Origin of the sequence: Marispirochaeta aestuarii (assembly GCF_002087085.1) — a bacterium.
Classification (GTDB): Bacteria; Spirochaetota; Spirochaetia; order JC444; family Marispirochaetaceae; genus Marispirochaeta; species Marispirochaeta aestuarii.
Genome location: NZ_MWQY01000018.1, coordinates 49676 through 68178, shown reverse-complemented (window position 1 = coordinate 68178; position 18503 = coordinate 49676). Strand labels below are relative to the sequence as shown.

16 protein-coding genes are annotated in these 18503 nt (G+C 55.4%); 4 read left to right on the top strand and 12 right to left on the bottom strand.

Annotated elements, in window-relative coordinates; all coding sequences use genetic code 11:
- Window positions 1–15: 15 nt before the first annotated feature.
- From B4O97_RS15115 to B4O97_RS15090, 6 genes are all read right to left on the bottom strand, one after another.
- Window positions 16–954, bottom strand: coding sequence for an efflux RND transporter periplasmic adaptor subunit (locus B4O97_RS15115; protein ID WP_083052088.1), 939 nt, complete (start codon window positions 952–954; stop codon window positions 16–18).
- Between the two features lie 33 nt (window positions 955–987).
- Complete coding sequence (locus tag B4O97_RS15110) at window positions 988–2376, bottom strand: TolC family protein (RefSeq protein WP_158084327.1); 1389 nt, start codon at window positions 2374–2376, stop codon at window positions 988–990.
- Entirely contained in the window at window positions 2373–3590 is a 1218-nt protein-coding gene (locus tag B4O97_RS15105) for a TetR/AcrR family transcriptional regulator (RefSeq protein ID WP_083052078.1), read from the bottom strand. Before B4O97_RS15105 ends, B4O97_RS15110 begins: the two co-directional genes overlap by 4 nt.
- A gap of 229 nt (window positions 3591–3819) precedes the next feature.
- Window positions 3820–4239, bottom strand: a complete 420-nt coding sequence (arfB, locus tag B4O97_RS15100) for an alternative ribosome rescue aminoacyl-tRNA hydrolase ArfB (protein ID WP_083052070.1) — start codon at window positions 4237–4239, stop codon at window positions 3820–3822.
- Window positions 4240–4303: 64 nt separating this feature from the next.
- Complete coding sequence (locus tag B4O97_RS15095) at window positions 4304–5044, bottom strand: VWA domain-containing protein (protein WP_083052069.1); 741 nt, start codon at window positions 5042–5044, stop codon at window positions 4304–4306.
- Window positions 5045–5100: 56 nt separating this feature from the next.
- The gene (locus B4O97_RS15090; RefSeq protein WP_233143077.1) at window positions 5101–6393 is read right to left on the bottom strand and encodes an ATP-binding protein; all 1293 of its coding nucleotides are present in this window, start codon (window positions 6391–6393) and stop codon (window positions 5101–5103) included.
- Here B4O97_RS15090 and B4O97_RS15085 point away from each other — a divergent pair.
- Both B4O97_RS15085 and B4O97_RS15080 read left to right on the top strand, forming a co-directional pair.
- Window positions 6392–7651 (top strand): valine--pyruvate transaminase, encoded by a 1260-nt coding sequence (locus B4O97_RS15085; protein WP_083052067.1) that lies wholly within the window; start codon window positions 6392–6394, stop codon window positions 7649–7651. The genes B4O97_RS15090 and B4O97_RS15085 overlap by 2 nt on opposite strands.
- Entirely contained in the window at window positions 7641–8183 is a 543-nt protein-coding gene (locus B4O97_RS15080; protein WP_083052066.1) for a GNAT family N-acetyltransferase, read from the top strand. The genes B4O97_RS15085 and B4O97_RS15080 overlap by 11 nt, the downstream gene beginning before the upstream one ends.
- Window positions 8184–8294: 111 nt before the next feature.
- Here B4O97_RS15080 and B4O97_RS15075 read toward each other — a convergent pair whose 3' ends face one another.
- The 4 genes from B4O97_RS15075 to B4O97_RS15065 all read right to left on the bottom strand — a co-directional run bounded on the left by B4O97_RS15075 (window position 8295) and on the right by B4O97_RS15065 (window position 13996).
- Window positions 8295–11162, bottom strand: a complete 2868-nt coding sequence (locus B4O97_RS15075) for a DUF3427 domain-containing protein (RefSeq protein ID WP_198947087.1) — start codon at window positions 11160–11162, stop codon at window positions 8295–8297.
- A gap of 107 nt (window positions 11163–11269) precedes the next feature.
- Entirely contained in the window at window positions 11270–11464 is a 195-nt protein-coding gene (locus tag B4O97_RS19635; RefSeq protein WP_198947086.1) for a hypothetical protein, read from the bottom strand.
- 67 nt (window positions 11465–11531) lie between these two features.
- Complete coding sequence (locus tag B4O97_RS15070; protein WP_083052064.1) at window positions 11532–12839, bottom strand: DUF401 family protein; 1308 nt, start codon at window positions 12837–12839, stop codon at window positions 11532–11534.
- Window positions 12821–13996, bottom strand: a complete 1176-nt coding sequence (locus B4O97_RS15065) for a sensor histidine kinase (protein WP_083052063.1) — start codon at window positions 13994–13996, stop codon at window positions 12821–12823. Before B4O97_RS15065 ends, B4O97_RS15070 begins: the two co-directional genes overlap by 19 nt.
- Before the next feature lie 136 nt (window positions 13997–14132).
- Here B4O97_RS15065 and B4O97_RS15060 point away from each other — a divergent pair, with 136 nt between their 5' ends.
- Together B4O97_RS15060 and feoB are read left to right on the top strand one after the other, a co-directional pair.
- Window positions 14133–14420, top strand: a complete 288-nt coding sequence (locus B4O97_RS15060) for a FeoA family protein (RefSeq protein ID WP_083052061.1) — start codon at window positions 14133–14135, stop codon at window positions 14418–14420.
- Between the two features lie 29 nt (window positions 14421–14449).
- Window positions 14450–16693, top strand: coding sequence for a Fe(2+) transporter permease subunit FeoB (gene feoB, locus B4O97_RS15055; RefSeq protein WP_083052060.1), 2244 nt, complete (start codon window positions 14450–14452; stop codon window positions 16691–16693).
- On the opposite strand, the gene B4O97_RS15050 is transcribed toward feoB, so the two are convergent.
- Window positions 16665–17372, bottom strand: coding sequence for an RsmE family RNA methyltransferase (locus B4O97_RS15050; protein ID WP_083052058.1), 708 nt, complete (start codon window positions 17370–17372; stop codon window positions 16665–16667). The two genes, feoB and B4O97_RS15050, sit on opposite strands and share 29 nt — an antisense overlap.
- Window positions 17353–18456, bottom strand: a complete 1104-nt coding sequence (locus tag B4O97_RS15045; protein ID WP_158084326.1) for an adenylate/guanylate cyclase domain-containing protein — start codon at window positions 18454–18456, stop codon at window positions 17353–17355. Before B4O97_RS15045 ends, B4O97_RS15050 begins: the two co-directional genes overlap by 20 nt.
- Window positions 18457–18503: the final 47 nt, after the last annotated feature.

The window sequence follows — 18503 nt, the reverse complement described above, 5'->3', positions numbered from 1 at the left end:
TCTGTGTGTCCGGGCTTAAAGAATGCTGTCAGCCTCTTCCAGACCGGGAATCTCGTCGATGATACGAACCTTTGCCTGATCCTCAAGCAGGGTCTGTCCGCGGATAACCACGGTTTCTCCGGCTCGTAAACCTTCCACTACTTCGAGTTTCTGGTCGATCAGAATGCCCGGTACAATCCGCCGCGCTTCGACCCTTGACTCAGCAGTGACGACGAAAACGGTGTTGCCCTCCTGGCGCTGAATCATGCATTCAGCGGGAATCTTTATTACGTTCTGCCTGTTTTCGACGATGATCTTCGCCTTGGCGAACATGCCGGCTTTTATGCGGCGGTCCTGATCACGGAAAGCCAGGGTAACGGCAAGGGTTCGTGTTACAGGGTCCACCACCGGGCTCACCTCGCTTACGAAGGCTTTGAAGCGCTGCTGCGGGTAGGCCTCGAGCTCGACCAGGGCTTCCTGCCCCTTTCGGACCCGGGCTATATAGCGTTCGGCAACGCCGGTTTTAATCTCCAGGCTGTCCACCTTGCTCACCGTAGCTACCGGAACAGCCGTGCTTATGGAGGCGCCGATATCCGAGGGGACCCGGGTGATTGTTCCGGAAATGGGGCTCTTTACCGGGCTGGTTGCGAAGGTCTGTCCGGGACGGGAGGGGTCCACCTCGGCGATTACCTGGTCTTTGTACACGTAGTCTCCCACGGCCACATTCAGCCGGAAGAGCTTTCCGCTGGTGTCGGCATAAATATCCACGCTGGACTGGGCCACTATGTCGCCGTTGACCTCAAGGTAGTCGTAGAGCTGACCCTGGACCGCCTTCGTTACGTTGACGGCAAAGAGGGTCTCCTCCTCTTCCGCAGCTCCCTGTGCACCGGGACCTTTTCCCTGACAGGATGCAAGGAGAAGGAGAATTATCAGGGCAATTAATCCGCCTGTGGGGATGTATCTTTTTCTATTCATGGTTTTTTCCTTTCTCTGTTCTTTTTCAGTCTGTTATTCTGCAGTCTCGATTTCGCTGATACCGCGGTTGACCGCGGCTTCCAGGTCGATGATTCCATTTATGTAGTTGACCTTTTCCCGCAGAAGCTCAAAACGGGCCTCCTGCAGTTTGTCTTCCGCATCCTCCACGTCCAGCAGGGATTTTCCTCCGGCATTGTAGGCCTCTTCCGCCAGGTTATACGCCCGCTGGGCCAGTTCCACGTTTAGTTCCTTGGCCTTTATCATCTGGACCGATTTATTGATGGTCTGCACCGTTGTGATTATTTCCACCTCCGCGGCCTGCAGGGCCTGGGCCAGGCCCGCCCGCAGGGCTTCCCGGCCGTCATCCGCCGCCCTGACATCGTTGGTTGTTCCGGAAACCGGCAGCAGTTCGCTCAGGGACATGGAGAGGGTCATCGAGAAGGTCCGGCTGTCGCTCCAGTCGTCCCCGGCGAAGGAGAGGTCCGACCAGGGGTCCAGGTTGAAGGAGTTGTCCAGGCTGTATCCGAAGGTCAGTCTGGGCAGATATCCCGAAGAGGCGAGCTTTCGGGTGTTTTCAATTCCATGGATCTCTGTTACCAGGGAGCGGATGTCCAGTCGGTCCAGAATGTACCTGCCAATCAGGGTATCCGGATCATAGGTGCGGGGTTCCGCTTCGATGCGCCCGTCCAGGGTGAGTCCTGAATCAAGGTTGACTCCCAGGCTGAGTTTGAAACCCAGGAGGGATTGTTCGTACCCGTCCCGGGCGATCTCCACCTGGGGTTTGAAGTTCTCCAGGGCCACCAGGGCGCTGAGGCGGGTATACTCATCCACCAGTCCGAAGTTGTAGTTGGTGTCCGCCTGCCGGTAGCGTTTTTCCAGAGACCTCTGCTGCTGTTCAAGGATCTTTATGTTCTCCTGCTGGGTCAGCAGGGCGTAGAACTGCTTTTTGATGTTGACCGTCAGATCCTGCCTGGTCTGCTCCAGGTCCATCAGTCCCCGGTCGTAGTCGATTACCGTTTTACGGAAGGCGTACCAGAGCTGAGGGGTGAGGGTAAGGGAAAAGTTCAGCCTGGCGCCCAGGCTCCCGTAGGTTTCCGCCGGGGGTATGCCCGATGCTTCGCTGAAGCGCCGCAGGGTCGAAGATACGTCCGCCGATGGTATCAGAACGTTCCAGGCGGTGTCGCGGCTGCGTCTGGTGGTTTTTAATCCCGCCTTTTCTCTGATGAGTCCCAGGTTGTTCTCCATTGCAAGCTCCACCGCCTGGTCCACGGTTAGGGTGTAGTCCCGGGCTTCCGGGAGCATAAGCTCCTCGCCGATCATGGAGTCAAGGTCTTTACGGTTTTCCGGCATAAGCTGGGCGCTGAGTTGTGCTGAAAACAGAAGTAACAGGGTAAACGCCGCCAGGATGCAGGGCTTTTTCATTGATGTCTCCTTTCTATTCCTTCCAGACCTTCGCAGAACAGTATCTGGAGTGTGCGCAGGGGTACTGTTTTCTCCTGCGGTGTGGATCCGGGGGCTGAATTTCCATAGAGGTCCATGATCTCCCGGATCAGCTGAAACCATAGAATCCCCATCAGTCTTTCCGGTGCAAGGCCGAAACTGCGGCACTCCCTGTTTTTCATGACCTGTACAAAGCGGGGAAGCCGGTCCTGCAGACTCTCCATTCCCCCTTTACTATTATTTCCGGACCGGGGGCTCTGGAAACGCAGCCAGTTCAAGGTAACCAGAAAGGATGGGGTCTGGCAAAGATATCGTGAGATGAGCAGAATCAGACGGTAGATGGTCTCGTTTACCGGATATTCCCCGCTGCAGAAGCGCGTGTACAGGCGGTCAACAGCCTCGGCGTGGTTTTTGAGAATGCTGAGGATCATGGAGTTCTTGTTCTTGAAGTAGGAATAGAGGGTGCTTTTTGAGTATCCCGCCTCCTCGGCTATCCTGCTGATGCTTGCCCCTTCGATTCCTTCTTTTGCCACCACCGCCAGGAGGGAGTTTATTATCCTGTTCTCCTCCGGGAAGGCCTCGGGGAGAACCCGGATCTCCTTTTCCACTGTTTTATAGGGGACCTCCGGAAGACCGGGGGGAGCGAATCCTTCAAAAAAGGAGGTTGCGATTACCGATACGTAACCGTAGACCTCGGTCTCGTTCAGGCCGTTTCCGGTGAGCAGATGGGCCCAGCTTAGAACGTGGGTGTAGAAGTACCGGACGCACAGGGCGCTTTCCTCTTTTTCAAATCCCGTCGCGATAAATCGCTCCTGCAGAAGCAGGGCCTCCTTTTCGATAATCGGCCAGAACGGCAGGGTTTCCCGACGGTACTGGTGATAGAGGCGCGAAATAAAGAAGCGGATAAAGCCCGGATTTCCCGAAAGAAAGGCAATCAGCTCCCGGGTATAGCCCTCAATGCCCTCTTTCAGGCATTTTGCTTCCAGGACCTCAAGCATCCGGGGAGTATTCTCGCGGTATTTCCCGGCGAAATACTCTTCCATGGTGTCGATTATGCTGTCTTTTCCGGGAAAATACCGGTAGATGGCCGCTTTGCTTACCCCCAGTTCCCTCGCCAGAGGTGTGAGACTGGTGCGGGTAAACATGCTTTTCTGCCATACGGTAAAGGCGCCGGACAGGATTTTTGTTTTTTCCATTCTAATCGCTGCACTTTTTCTTTTCTGATCTGTCTGTTGTCAGAAAGTTGATCAAAACAAGTAACCGAACGTTCGTTAACTCAAATCATACAAAAAGACGAGAACTTGTTAAAGGGTCATACCGGTAAATTCGTATTAATTATTGGGCACCTCTAAAAACTACTCTTTTTGCCCTATGCAGCGTTGTCGGGATTTCCCAGGACAAAAATGCCACGTTTTTAGCGCTGCCCTATTCGTCCATCTTCGGGGGGCGGCGGTGTCGCTTTATCGCACCCCGGGCCTTTTTGTTATCCACCCGCCTGGCCCTGGCGGAAAAGCTGGGACGGGTGGCTTTCCGGGACTTGCGGACCACCAGCGCTCCGCTGATCAGGGAAAGAGCCCGCTCCACCGCGGTCTCCCGGTTCCGGATCTGGCTTCGACTCTCCTGGGCCTGTACCAGGAGCTCCCCGGATGAGTCGATTCGCCCCTGCAGTCTCTCCCTGAGGCGGGAGATCTCCGCCTCCGTCAGTCCGGGAAGCTGATCGAGGGGAATTCTAAGCTGCACCTTGGTGTTGAGCTTGTTGACGTTCTGGCCCCCGGGTCCGCCGGAGCGGGCGAAGCGCTCCTCTCCGTGTTCGAGTATCCATTGTCGCAGCAGTTCCTGGTCCATGCTCCCATTCTGTCATGGCGGGGCCGGATGGTACAAGGCGGCCACTGCTTTCCCGGGAAAACTTTCAGCCTTTCTGCCCTTTGAGGGCCTTGATCAGATCGCCGCTCTCTCCGGTGTTCAGGTGCAGGTATCGTCCCCCCGTCTGAGCTGCAAGGCGGCGGATAAGGGCCCCCGGTTCTCCCGGGGATGTGTCGAGAAAGAGGTACCGGATGCGGGGATGAACAAGGGACGGCGCCATTTCGTAGAGCTCCTCGTGGGTCATCCGGCCCCGGGTGAGGGGTACGTTGGCCTCCCCGTCGGTAAGGACCGCGATAAGGGCCGTGCCGGAACCGTCCCGGTCCAGAACCTGCAGCGCAAGCTCCCGGCTTTTTACCAGTCCCGCCGCCAGGGGGGTGGCTTCGCCGATGGAAAGAGCTGCCAGCTGCCGGCGAACCAGGGAGAGGCTGGAGGTGGGTTCCAGGACCGTATAGGCCGATTCTCCCCGAAAGACAACCATGCCGACCTTGAGGCGCCGTACATAGGCCTGGCTCAAGAGGTAGAGGGCGGCTCCTTTGGCCGCGGCCAGGCGCTCAACCGAACCCATGGAGTCCGAGGCATCCACCGTAAAGATGACCGTGAATCCCGAAGGCTCGACCCGCACCGCCTCGCGCAGGGACTCAGGGCCGATATGCAGCTTTCCCGCCGCGTCGCTGATCCCCTCCAGGGCCGCCCGGTAGATGGTATCCCGCAGGGCGATGCCCCCTTTCAGGTCCCGGGCCTTCCGGCTCCGTACCTGGCGCCCCCGGCCACGGGGGCTCTCTTCCATGCGCTGTCCCTTGGCGGCAAAGCGACCGTGAAAGACCTCCAGGTTTTCAGGAAGGCTTATTTCGGTGAGCCCTGAGGTATCCCGGGGCTCGTCCGCCGTTTTTTTTTAAAGTGATCGAAAACAAGGCTCCCCGCGGCGGCACCTCCGGGGATCTCGGTATTGTCGTAGGGATCATCCAGGGAACCGTCGTCTCCGGGGACAAAGCTGCCGGTCTCGACCTGCGCGCTTCCCCCGCCGCCTGCACCGCCGATAAGCTGCTCGGTCCTGTCCGCCAGGTCCTTGAAGCCCTCAACGCCGGAGTGGGGAATCCGGTGGGGGAGTACAAAGCGGGCCATGGCTTTTACGTGGTTTCCGGTAACTGCGGGAGCCTCCACCAGGGCCGCCAGGGCGCGGGCTCCCCTGGTAAGGGTAATGTCCGCCCGGTGTCCCATGACCCCGGCACGGCTGCAGAGCTCCGCGATAAGGTGACGGGAGGATTCGGGTACTTCTATGTCCGTAAGGTTCTCGCGGGCTTTCCTGAGCATCTCTGCCGTCAGGGCATCGTCTTCCAGCCAGCGGTCGCAAAAGCCCTCGGGATCGGCGTCAAAATCCAGACGTCGGCTGACGATCTCCTTACGTTCCTCCAGATCATGGAGGCCGCTTATGAAGATGGTGAACCCGAAGCGGTCCAGAAACTGGGGTCGCAGGTCCCCCTCTTCGGGGTTCATGGTACCCACCAGGATGAACTGCGAGGGGTGGCTTATGGAGATCCCCTCCCGTTCCACCCGGTTGATACCGGTGGCAGCTGCATCCAGCAGGATATCCACAAGATGGCTTTCCAGCAGATTGACTTCGTCAACGTAGAGGATTCCCCCGTGGGCCTGGGCCAGAAGACCCGGTTCGAAGCGGCGGGTGCCCTCTTTCAGGATACTCTCCAGGTGAATCGAGCCGGTTATACGGTCTTCCGTGGCGTTCAAGGGAAGCTCCGTCAGAATGGATCCCCGGAGGGGAACACTGCCGGGCATGTCGCCCTCCAGTACCAGGCTCTCCTCCCTGGGCAGGGGTCTATATTCTTCCAGCAGGGCCGCAAGGCCCCTGACTGCGGTTGTCTTGGCTGTTCCCTTGTCTCCCTGGATAAGGAGCCCCCCGATACCGGGGTCGACGGCGCAGAGAAGCAGGGCTGTTTTAAGGTCTTCCTGACCGACCAGGGCCGAGAAGGGGTAAACTCTGTACATACAGGCAAAATACCCGTCCCGGGGAAGACGGTCAAGCGTTTTGACCGGGGCTTCCGCGGTACTCAAAAGGCGGGAATTGTGATAGGATGCCGCAACACCTCGACATGCAGATGAAGAAAGGGAGATAACGGCCATGAAGTACCCTTTATCCAGGTTCGGAACAAAATTTACCTCTCCATCCGGTATTTCGGGATTGATGAAGGACATGGGCGAAGCCCTGCAGACCGACGAGAAGGTCTATATGCTGGGGGGCGGGAATCCGGCCCACATTCCTGAGGTCAACGCCCTCTGGCGGGAACGCATGGAGCATATCCTGTCCAACGGCAGCGAATACGAGCGCATGGTCGCCAATTACGACACTCCCCAGGGAAAGGAGAGCTTTCTCAAGGCCCTTTCGGGGATGCTGAACCGGGAGTACGGCTGGAAAATCGGCCCTGAAAACATCGCCATTACCAACGGCAGCCAGAGCGCCTTCTTCTGCCTTCTGAACATGTTCGGCGGAACCGATGAATCCGGGAAGATGAGGAAGATCCTCTTCCCGCTGTTGCCTGAGTACATCGGCTACGCCGACCAGGCCATTGAGGAGGGCATCTTTACCGCCCGGAAGCCCCGCATAGAGGAGCTGCCGGGCAACAGGTTCAAATACCATCCCGACCTGGACAACCTGGAGATCGGTCCGGATATCGGGGCGGTCTGCGTCTCCCGGCCCACGAATCCCACGGGAAACGTAATAACCGACCAGGAGCTTGCGGTGCTTTCTGAGCGGACCGCGGAGAAGGGGATTCCCCTGATCGTGGACAATGCCTATGGAGCGCCTTTTCCGAATATCATCTTTACCGACGCCAACCTGATCTGGGACGAGCATATAATCTTAAGCATGAGCCTCTCGAAGATCGGACTCCCCGCATCCCGCACCGGTATTATCGTGGCTTCCGCGGAGATTATCGAGGCCCTGTCGGGGGTAAACGCCATTTTGAGCCTGGCCAATTCCAGCATCGGCCAGGTGATAACCGCCCCGCTCCTGGAAAACGGCGAGCTGCTGCGCCTGAGCAGCGAGGTGGTGCGGCCCTTCTACCTGAAAAAATCCCGGGAAACCATGAAGCTAATGGACGAAGCCTTTGCCGGGCTTCCCTATTCGATCCACGTGAGCGAAGGGTCCATCTTTCTCTGGCTCTGGTTCAAGGATCTGCCCGTCAGCAGCATCGAACTCTACCGGCGCCTGAAAAAACGAAACGTCCTGGTTATTCCCGGCTCCTACTTCTTTTTCGGTAACGACGACCCCTGGCCCCACCGGGACCAGTGCCTGCGGGTAAGCTACGCCCAGAACAGTGAAGACGTGCGCCGGGGCATCGAGATAATGGCAGAGGAGCTGCGGCTGATCTATGGGATCTGAAATCAGCCTTCCCGCAGGATACCGCTGCGCCGCCGCTGAAGAGGGCGACCTGGAGGGAATCCGGCGCATCTACAACCAGGCCGTGGAGACAAGCACCGCCACCTTCGACACCGAACCAAAAAGCCTGGAAGAGCGCCGCGCCTGGCTGGCAGCCCATGACGGCTCCCACCCGGTTTTTGCAGTCCTTCATGAGGAATCCGGGGATGTCGCCGCCTGGGGGTCTCTTTCCCGCTGGTCGGAAAAAAAAGCCTACGACAGCACGGCGGAGGTCTCCATCTATGTGGACCCGGCGCATCAGAAGCGGGGCCTGGGAGGCCGTCTGCTGGAGCAGCTTATTGAGATCGCCCGCCGGGAGGGACTGCATATGCTGATCTCCCGCATAGCCGAAGGCAACGCCGCGAGCCTTGCCCTTCACCGGCGTTTCGGCTTTCGCCACGTGGGAACCCTGCGGGAGGTGGGCTGCAAGTTCGGCCGCTACATTGACGTGGATATCTTCGAGCTGCGGGTGGGGGAAGAGGCGTTCCAGACCTAATAATGAAAACTGCAGGCAATGATCCTTATCAGATCTTCTTCAATTTCATATACCAGAATAGGATGAGCAGATTCTACCGGGAATCATTTCTGGTGGCGTTACGCAGGTTGCTTATCCCACCGCCATTTTTGCCGCGTCATTCCAGAGATATGGCGGAAGAGGTTCTTCCAGACGCCAGATTATGTTCATCGGCCGGCTGTCATGACAGGATTCCAGATTAACAGGTCCAAGATTTATAAAACCCATAGCCCGGCCGTATTCATCCAGAATCTGCTCCCGCACAAAAAGGATGATTTTTTTCCCACGTATACGGTGCTGAACATAGGATAATCCTCTCCCTTTGTCAGGCCGGGCAGCATTATGTGACTGCCAGTGAAAAAGATCTTCACTGATTGCGTAGTCGTGGTAGAGCGTGGTGGGTGAAAAATTTTTTACCGTTTTCTTAAGGGTTACAAAGAGAAGTTCGCAATTCAAAGTTTTTATTTCTACTGCGCCTTCACGGCTGCTGCTTTTCTTCCCAAACCGGTGTATTCCAAAGGCCGATAGAATCTCATCCCGGGTATAACGGGAATGGAGATGCAGGGCCGTTGGAAATCCAATGATCATAGGTTTTTCATCCGTTTTCAGGCGCTCGAGAAGATGATTGATTACATCAAAACATTCTATCTTCAGGCGGGAATCCTGCAACAGAGCGCCCAGGGATTCCTGTAAAGATGAAAACCCGAGTTCACTCCCCGGCTTCTGCCAGAAATCATAGTGGGCCATCAGAGCCATCTGGTTTTCAATGGGATTTGTTGTATCCCAGGAACCGTTTATGATTAATTTCCTGACAAAGGATAGATATGACTGTGAAGTGCATTGAAGAAGCCGGTTTGATATACCTCGGAAGATCGCCCGTTCGAGCTTTTTATTGAGAGTATCCTCGGTAAATCCGGCCTTGACGCAGAGGCGTGACCATCCGCCTCCACCATCAATTTTATTTTTATAGATATCCTCGATTGATACCTGCGGAAAGAGCCGCAAGAAATTGGTGATGGTCAGATTCTGTGATGTATGCAGCGGGTAGCTTCGAATCCATGAAATAATTTTACGCTGATTCACAATTGCGTTTTTGATATTTTGAAGTATTATTTCTTTCGCCTGCTTCTGTAGAACGATTGAGCACCCCAGGGGCAGATGCGGAAAACCTTCTTCCACTTCATCGATGATTGAAATATGGGATTTTCCGACCAGGGCTCGAAATTTTCTGGAAAAGTCATACTCAGCGTGGGCATTTCCGACAAAATCGAGAACCGTTAAACATTCCTTGTCATTAACCAGGCGAAGCCCCCGGCCCAACTGTTGAAGGAAGATTGTAAGACTTTCCGTTGGGCGAAGAAAAAGTACCGTATCGATTTCCGGAATGTCCACACCCTCATTGAATATATCCACCACACAGAGAATATTTATTTTGCCCTGAACCAGCTGATCGCGAAGCCTGGTACGATCGGGTGAATTCCTGCTCGTTAAAACAGCCGCCTTGATTCCATTGAGAACGAATTTTTCCGCCATGAATTGCGCATGCTCCTGGGAAACGCAAAATGCCAGCGCCTTAATTGCCTTCAGATTAACCAGAATATCTTTCATGGAACGAAGAATATGGTCGACCCGCTGATCATTGGCCATGTAAATATTGGTCAACTCTGATGGTAAGTATCTTCCTCTGACCCACTGTACATTTGACAGATCAACAGGATCGTCGATTCCGAAGTATTGAAAAGGGCAAAGATATCGAAGGTTGATTGCCTCCGGAAGCCGGAGTTCTGCGGCAATAACTCCACAGAAATCTTCCAGAATATCCGTGCCGTCATGGCGTTCCGGGGTGGCTGTTAATCCCAGTAAAACTCCCGGCTGGAACTGATATAATATGGGCCGATAGCTTTCTGCTGCAATATGATGAACTTCGTCAATGATAATGAAGTCATAATAATCGGAATCAAAGTTTAGGGTTTCAATCCTGTTGTTTAGAGTCTGAACTGAGACAAAAAGCTGTCTGAAGTTATCCGGCTCATGACTCCCGACCCATAGTTCACCGAAAGAGTGCAGACCCAGAACTGCTCTGAATGTCGCACGTGCCTGGCGAAGGATTTCTTCGCGATGCGCGACATAAAGCAGGCGAGCCGAAGGATTCTTCCTGTAATACGATCGAAAATCAAAGGCAGATATAACCGTTTTTCCTGTCCCTGTTGCAGCCACCACAAGGTTACGGTAACGCTTATGTACAGTCCGCTCTACATGCAGTTGTTCAAGAATATCCTTCTGGTATGAGTGAGGTTCAATGGTAAAAAAGACCGGGTCGTCCGGGTCTAAGGATTCACCACCGCGCTCGAATTGAAGCGCCTTTTTCAACCTCGAGCGATGTGAATTATCTTGATTATTGTATTGTTCAAAATCAGAAGAAACCCAGTAGGTTTCAAAGGTTGATTTGAACTTTTCTATAATATGTGGAATTTCCCCGGTTGTAACCTTAAGATTCCACTCGAGTCCGTTTGTTAAAGCAGATCGGGAGAGATTTGAAGAACCGATATACCCGGTATTAAAACCGGTGTTTCGCAAAAACAGATAAGCTTTTGCATGCAGGCGTTCCCTTTCGGTATTATAACTCAGACGCACTTCCGTATTGGGAAGATCCGCAAGAAAGTCTACAGCCTTTTGATCAGTTGCTCCCATATATGAAGTCGTGATTATTCTCAACTTTGTTCCATTGCTCGCAGCCTCTTTAAGCACATCCGAGAAAATCCGAATCCCTGTCCATTTTATAAAGGATACAAGCCAGCATATTTCATTGGATGAGAGGATTTCACGTTTCAGTTCCGATTCAAGGGATAGACCGGCATTGCTTCCGGTAAACAGCTCGCTTTGAACCAGGCCGGTCTGTGGAGTAATCCTGGAAACATATGCTTTCAAATCTTTGGCAAGCGGGTTCTGGGTTTCAAACAAAGCTGTGAGAATCTCTCCCTGAGACACAAGTAAATTTTCAGAGAGTTCTGCCTTGTTTAAATACTCAGCCAGCCATTTTACTAAAGCGTTGGCAAGATCTACTTGAGTCAGCAGGCGATCTTCATGATCAGGCAGAGATTCAAAGACAAAAAAAGAATCCGGGATAAAAATCGGGATAAATATCCGGCAGCCTCTGCGGAGTCCACGGACTGTTTTGCTATGTAAAAGGACCCGTCAAGCTCTTCCAGACGTTCCTGAAGCATGCGGGTGATGAGGGATTCATATAATCCTGATGTTATCATAAATGCTTTCTCATTAAATCAGACTTTCAAACCATATAACAGAAGCTGAATTAGTATTCCATCCCTCCTACACCATCATCCACAGCCCTCCTACCAGAATGATGCCCAGGGCCGTAAAGGCAACCGGAGCTATCAGGGCCCTTATACTGCTGGTAAGCCCGGTATTGAAGTGTTTATTTGTTACCAGCAGACAGACGTGCACCGGGGAGAGCATCATTCCCATGAATCCGACTCCGTAGGCGAAGGGCAGAATCTGCATTATCTGCAATGCCGTCGGTTCCGGCCCCAGCAGGCTCAGGACCACCGGAAAGCTGGCTCCCACAAAACCGATGGTAAGGCCGGTGGTAAGGGCGGCGATAAAGGGCAGCAGGATAATCAGGAGTCCTGCGGGAATCCCCTGGGCTGCGAGTTCGCTCCGGAGAAGCACGATCAGGGAGGAGCCGTCGGGAAGGGGGCTCTCTATGTAGGCTCCGTAGATGCGGATTACCGCCACAATGGCCACCATGGAGATGATCCTCCGGGATAGGATCATCGTTTTCCAGGTTTTCCGGTCCAGGGGACGGCGGACCTGCACAAACAACACCGCCAGGCTCAGGCCGCAGACCATGGGAAGGTATTTGCTGAAAACTTCCGTGCCCGGCAGAAGCAGCATAAAGCCAAGATATGTGGCTATGACGATGAGTACCGGACTCAGGAGGGGAAGAATCTGTCCGGCGGCGTGGTGGCCCTCTTCGCTGACGTGGATGGCATGATCTTTTGGAATCCTGCGCAGGATAAAGAGGTACCCGGAAAGCACCGAGATCAAGGTAAGGGGAAACATGACCACCATGAGCTGCCAGATTTTAAGCCCCGAGAGCTCGATGGTCAGAAGCACTCCCGGGTAGAGGGGCCACCAGAACTCCCAGATATGGCGGAACCAGTAGTTGGCCCGGGTTTTTTCCATGGGGGGGAGCGCTTTGTCCCGGTCGCAGTCGTCGATTAATGGTGCGGAGAAGAGGGCCCCTCCCGGCATGGGCAGAAGCCCGATCAGTGCGGGGAGCAGGGCCACCGAGGCCCGGCGGTTGAGGCGTTTCTGCACCGCCGCGACGAGCTCTGCCATCATGCCGCTGTTGGCCATCTGGCTCGAGAGGAGAATAACCAGCACGATTACCGCCAGCAGCATCATGCCGTCGAAGGTGAAGGTACTCTCCAGCATGATGTCCAGGGCAGATTGGGGACTGTGTCCCGCCCAGAAGGCCAGCAGGGCCGATCCCGCGATTACCCCCGCCAGAAGGGAGCGGGAAAACTTCTGAACCACCAGAATCAGGGCCAGGGAGAGTCCGATTTTCCAGAGGGCCGGTACGGCCAGCAGGGATACTACAAATTGATTTTCCATGGAAGTCTAACCTTGAATATGGTCTGGTGTTCGTCATCGGAGAGAAAACTCACCGACCCCTGAAGATACTGCTCGGTAAGCAGTTTAACGCTGTAACTGCCGAAACCGCGACCGGACCCTTTGGTACTGAAGGTCTGGCGGAAGAGACTCCTCTGCACCTCCCGGGGCATGACACCCTGGTTCTGGACGCTTATGGTCACACCCCCGGGATTCCCCCTGGCATCGATAACGACCACAGATCCCCTGGGGGCCGCCTCCAGGGCGTTTTTTATCAGGTTTATAAAGACCCGCCTCAGTATGACCGGATCGCTGGAAAATGCGAGTTCCTCAAAACCTTCGGCCTGCCTGATCTGTCCTTCTTCTGAGAGTTCGTAGGCGGTAAACCAGTTCCGCAGTTCCCGGAAAAAGCTGGCTGTATGTATGGCTGAGATGTTCAGGGCAAGCTCGTTGCGTTCGGCCTTCGAAAAGTCACGCTGGGCCTGGATCTCCTCCACAATACGGGCCGATGAGAGTATTGTGGCGTTCCAGAGTTCCTCCATCTCGCTGTTCCCTCCGGTTTCCGCCGAGCCGGGAAGCTGACGATAGTTCTCGTGCAGGAGTTCAATAAGGCCCTTCAAAACCCCCGCGGAGTTCAGGATATCGTGATAAAAAATCCTCTCCAGGGAGATCTTGCGCTCCTCCTGGTTTACCGGCCGCAGTACGCTTATGACGTAGTCTTCCTCCTGGATGTGTATCCTGATGGAGCTTACCTTCAGGTGCAGGGCCTCTTTTGCCTTCCTGAAGACCGTTGCGGAGGTATCCTGGCGCTGTTCCCCCAGGTTTACCAGGGAGGAGAGGACCATACAGGCTGAGCACTCGCTGGAGGTGCCGCAACCTTCGGAAGAGAGGGTGGCGTTAATGCAGTTGATGGCTTCTCCGATCCTCTTTCCGATAAGCTCCTCCTCGCCTGAAGCCTGGGCAAGGGCGATAAATGAGGGGTTGGCAAAGAGAATCTGCAGCTCTGTATTCAGAATGACCAGCCCTTCCCGGATAAATCTGGTGACGGGCTCGATTAACTGGCTGTCCAGGCTCAGAAGCCGCCGGCGCTGGAGGTTTATTGTGGACTCCGTTTTACGCTCCGTCAGATCGACGGTGTGCTGCGGACGAAAGGTACTCAAGTTTCTCCATACTCCCGTGTATAAAAGTGAGAGTTTCAGTATATCTGAAGATCAACTGGAGGGAAAGATAATTGACAAGATATGGCAAGATTAGAGATAATAGCATATCCGAATCAAGATAGGCGGGCCTAATTTTATGGAATCCGGTATCAATCACCCTGACCATCAGCTCATTTCTCTTGCAGATGTTCCTCCCGGAGCAGAGGTTCGTATACGATCCCTGCGGGGCGGAAGGGGAATGCGGCAGCGTCTGCTCGATCTGGGGGTTGTCCCCGGCGAGAAGATCCGGGTAATCCGCGGCGGCAGGGGGATGCCCCATGTGCTTATGGTAAAAACCTCAAAGATCATGCTGGGCCATGGTATCGTTCGACACATACTCGTAAGCCTCTCGTCTTCTGAAGACCCGCCGGAGGAACAGAATTAACGAACCCGAATCAAGGGGACAGGAAGATAATGAAATATACGATAGCCCTGGTGGGAAACCCGAACAGCGGCAAGACGACTCTTTTTAACGCCCTCACCGGCAGTTCCCAGCGGATCGGAAACTGGCCGGGAGTTACGGTGGATCTGGTCGAGGGCCACCGCAGGGAGGGGGACGACAGCTTCCGAATTGTCGATCTGCCGGGTATTTACGGTCTTTCGGCAAAAACCGAGGACGAACGGGTGGCCCGGGACTTTCTGCTTGCCGGTGAGTACGACCTGGCGGTGAATATCCTGGATTCCACCAACCTGGAGCGGAACCTCTACCTGACCACCCAGCTCATGGAGATGGGGATCCCGAGCCTGATGGTATTGAACATGCACGACCTGGCCAGTGAACAGGGCCTGAATGTGGACGTGGGGCATCTGAGCACCCATCTTCAGTATCCCGCCGTGGAGGTTTCGGCTACACGTCCGGACGCCGCCGCGGAGGTCATGCGGGCTGTGCGCTCATCCCTGGAGAAACCTCCCCGGGTCCCCCAGAAACTGGTACGCTATCCCAACGAGATCGAGGACCTCCTGGCTTCGATGATGGAGCGGATAAAAAGGGCCGACCCCGAGCATCCCCGGCCCCGCTGGACGGCGGTTAAACTCCTGGAAGAGGATGAAACCGTAACTCCTGAAATACTGCGGGAGGGCTGGTTTACCCGGGAGGAGCTGGAAGCGGAGATTCTCCGGGTTTCGGGCATCCTGAAGGACCGGCCGGACGTGGTGGTGGCCAACGCCCGCTACGGACTGATCCGCGGTGTGGTACGGGAGGTTGTTACCAGAACAATCACCCGGGAGAGCATGACCGAAAAGATCGACAGGGTTGTCATGAATCCCGTTCTCGGGGTTCCTCTCTTCGCAGTCGCCATGTATCTGGTCTTCTGGCTCTCCATATCCCTGGGCGGGGCCTTTATCGATTTCTTCGATATTCTTACCGGCACAATCTTTGTCGACGGCTTCGGTCTGCTGCTGCGGACCCTCGGCACCCCTGGTTTTCTCATCGCCCTGCTGGCGGACGGAATCGGCGCGGGTATTCAGACGGTGGCGACCTTTATTCCGGTTATCTTTTTTCTCTTTCTCATGCTCTCCCTGCTCGAGGATTCCGGCTACATGTCCCGGGCGGCCTTTATTATGGACCGTTTTATGCGCTGGATAGGCCTACCGGGAAAGGCCTTTGTTCCCATGCTGGTGGGCTTCGGCTGTACGGTGCCGGCGATCCTGGCGACCCGTACCCTGGATTCCAGAAAAGACCGCATTATGACTATCTTCATGTCTCCCCTGATGTCCTGCGGGGCGCGGCTGCCGGTCTACGCCCTCTTTGCGGCGGCCTTCTTCGGAGAACAGGCGGGACTCGTGGTGTTTTCCCTCTATCTGATCGGTATTGTCCTGGCGATTCTTACCGGGCTGATCTTCCGGACCACCGCCTTCCGGGGAGAGACAAGCCACCTGATCATGGAGCTCCCCTCCTACCATGCTCCGCGCTTTCGACACATCATGTTGCACACCTGGCTGCGGCTGAAGGATTTTATCTTCCGGGCAGGAAAGGTGATTATTCTGGCGGTACTGGTCCTGGGTTTCCTGAGCAGCTTTGGCCTTGACGGCAGCATCGGCAATCAGGACAACGAAAACTCCGTCATGGCCCTGATGGGCAAGGGCCTGACGCCGGTTTTTGCTCCCATGGGGGTCGAGCGGGACAACTGGCCCGCCGCGGTGGGACTCTTTACCGGTATGTTCGCCAAGGAATCGATTGTAGGAACAATCAACGGCCTCTATTCCCAGCTTAGCGAATCCTCGGAAAATCCGGCAGAAGGTGAGGAGGATGAAGGCTTTTCCCTTGTTTCGGGAATCCGGGATTCCCTGCTCTCCATTCCCGCCGGGCTGGCTGCAGCCCTGGGCTTTGGTGACGAGGCGGAAGAGGACCCCAGAAGTTTTCAGCTTCTCAGGCAGCACTTTACCCCCGCCCAGGCCTATGCCTATCTGCTCTTCGTTCTGGTCTATTTTCCCTGTCTTGCGGTGGTCGCCACGGTGGTCAGGGAGATCGGCGGACCCTACACGGTACTCTTCGTTACCTACCACACTCTGATGGCCTGGATTGTGGCAACCCTCTTCTACCAGGCGGCAGAGGGGCATCAGTTTGCCTGGATGGCGGCGCCGGTCCTCTTTTTCGGGGGCCTCTACCTCTTTCTCTATCTTATGGGGCTCAAAAAAGGCCGAGTTCCCGCAGCGTAAGGGCCGTCGCTGCGGTACAGGCGGTTTCTGTGGTCAGGATGCGTCTGCCAAGACCCCGGAGCTGAAAGCCCGCATCCAGTATTTCGCGATGTTCCTTCCCCGTCCATCCCCGTTCCGAACCTATCAGTATTAGCGCCTCCCTGCTCTTCTCCGGGGGGGCGGCAGCTGTATCAGCAAGGTCAAAGAGGATGCGCCCGTCACGGCGGCGTGTCTCTTCCAGAAACTCTTCCAGGGAAGCGAAGCGAAGGACCTCCGGCAGGGAGCATATTCCTCCCTGGGAGGCTCCTTCCACCAGGAAGTCCCGGTAGCTGTCCCAGATTTTCGCCTCCCGATAGGAGGCTTCCCCCAGGGCGGTGGGTACGAAGCAGATTTCCCGGATGCCGAAGGAGGCGGCGGTTTTCAGTATGCGTCTGGTCTGGATGGGGCGGACCATGCCGACGGCAAGGCTCAAGGGATAGAGAGGTTCGGGCGGATCCGTAACGTGTATGGTGAGGAGGGCGTATCCGGGGCTGAGACTTTCGATGCGTCCTTTCCCTGTCCCCTGACCGATGATCCCTGCGGCGACGGAGTCCCCCGCTTTGAGCCTGAGAATTTTTCTCAGGTGTTCCGCCCGGGGACCCTTCAGTTCCGCCTGTCCGCCGGAGTCGACCTCGTCAGGTTCACAGAGCAGCAGGTTCATTGGCTAAGGAGGAGTCTTTCAGGTGTTTGTAGATCTCCCAGACCTTCTCGTCGCCGACCCGGCCTTTCAGGTTTTCCGTCCGGCCGCAAGCCTCGGGCAGCTCCAGCCCCAGTTCTCTGCGGGTTGCCTCGGAAATCAGGATTCCTCCGGGAGGGGCTATAGCCTCGAGGCGCGCGGCGGTGTTGACGGTGTCTCCGATAAGGGTATTGTCGAAGCGCTGGTTTCCCCCCACGTTGCCCCGGATCACCGGTCCGGTGTGGATACCCACCCGGAATACGATGGTGTCTTCGCCCCGGGAAGAGCGCTCACTGTTGAGTTTCTCGAACTCCTTCTGGATTCTGAGCATGGAGGCAACGGCCTTTTCCGGATCGTTGAAGACCGCGAGAAAGGCGTCCCCGATGTATTTGTCGATGTCTCCGTCATGGGCGTATACCAGGCGGGCGACAACGTCGAAGGCGCTGTTCAGGTAACGGATAACATTTTTCGGTTCCATTCTCTGAGTTCGGGGGGTAAAATCCTTGATGTCCCCGAATACGATGGTAAGGATCCGCTCTTCCTCGGGGATTTCAATCCGCTGTTCGTGAGCGTACTCTTTGGCGACATTCCAGATTGTCCGGGGAATGTAATCCTTGATGAGATCGAGGAGTATGAAATCCTGAATGGCCTTTTCCTGAAGGACGGAAATCTTCTCCATGGTATCGTCGTTGTTCAGGTGGTTGCGGATAAGCGGTATGGCCTGGTGTGCAAGCAGGGCGGAGACCTCCTGCAGGGCCACGCAGGTATCAAAGCCCATCCGGAAGGCCGCCTGTATGCGCTCCTTGGTCCTCTTTTCGATGAGCAGCAGAATCGGGACATGGGCGAACATTTCGTCCTGCTTCATCTCCTGCAGGACTTCGAGCGCCTGGGGAACGCGCTCGTCCGCAATTACCAGATAGATTTCCTGTACATAAAAGTGAGGCTCCGCCTCTTCCATGGAAGCGGCGCTGATGATACGGAAACTGCCCAGACCGACACTGTCAAGAACGGAGATCAGCTCTTCCGTGTCGATGGGATCGGTGGTAATGCTTAAGATAGTGCGCTGCATAGTGTAGAAAACCTTACGGCTAAGCGGGGAATACGTCAAGCACAAAA

Coding starts and splice junctions, on each gene's coding strand:
- B4O97_RS15115 (WP_083052088.1), bottom strand. CDS start 954: ATGAATAGAAAAAGATACATCCCCACAGGCGGATTAATTGCCCTGATA.
- B4O97_RS15110 (WP_158084327.1), bottom strand. CDS start 2,376: ATGAAAAAGCCCTGCATCCTGGCGGCGTTTACCCTGTTACTTCTGTTT.
- B4O97_RS15105 (WP_083052078.1), bottom strand. CDS start 3,590: ATGGAAAAAACAAAAATCCTGTCCGGCGCCTTTACCGTATGGCAGAAA.
- arfB (WP_083052070.1), bottom strand. CDS start 4,239: ATGGACCAGGAACTGCTGCGACAATGGATACTCGAACACGGAGAGGAG.
- B4O97_RS15095 (WP_083052069.1), bottom strand. CDS start 5,044: ATGGAAGAGAGCCCCCGTGGCCGGGGGCGCCAGGTACGGAGCCGGAAG.
- B4O97_RS15085 (WP_083052067.1), top strand. CDS start 6,392: ATGAAGTACCCTTTATCCAGGTTCGGAACAAAATTTACCTCTCCATCC.
- B4O97_RS15090 (WP_233143077.1), bottom strand. CDS start 6,393: ATGGCCGTTATCTCCCTTTCTTCATCTGCATGTCGAGGTGTTGCGGCA.
- B4O97_RS15080 (WP_083052066.1), top strand. CDS start 7,641: ATGGGATCTGAAATCAGCCTTCCCGCAGGATACCGCTGCGCCGCCGCT.
- B4O97_RS19635 (WP_198947086.1), bottom strand. CDS start 11,464: ATGATAACATCAGGATTATATGAATCCCTCATCACCCGCATGCTTCAG.
- B4O97_RS15070 (WP_083052064.1), bottom strand. CDS start 12,839: ATGGAAAATCAATTTGTAGTATCCCTGCTGGCCGTACCGGCCCTCTGG.
- B4O97_RS15060 (WP_083052061.1), top strand. CDS start 14,133: ATGGAATCCGGTATCAATCACCCTGACCATCAGCTCATTTCTCTTGCA.
- feoB (WP_083052060.1), top strand. CDS start 14,450: ATGAAATATACGATAGCCCTGGTGGGAAACCCGAACAGCGGCAAGACG.
- B4O97_RS15050 (WP_083052058.1), bottom strand. CDS start 17,372: ATGAACCTGCTGCTCTGTGAACCTGACGAGGTCGACTCCGGCGGACAG.
- B4O97_RS15045 (WP_158084326.1), bottom strand. CDS start 18,456: ATGCAGCGCACTATCTTAAGCATTACCACCGATCCCATCGACACGGAA.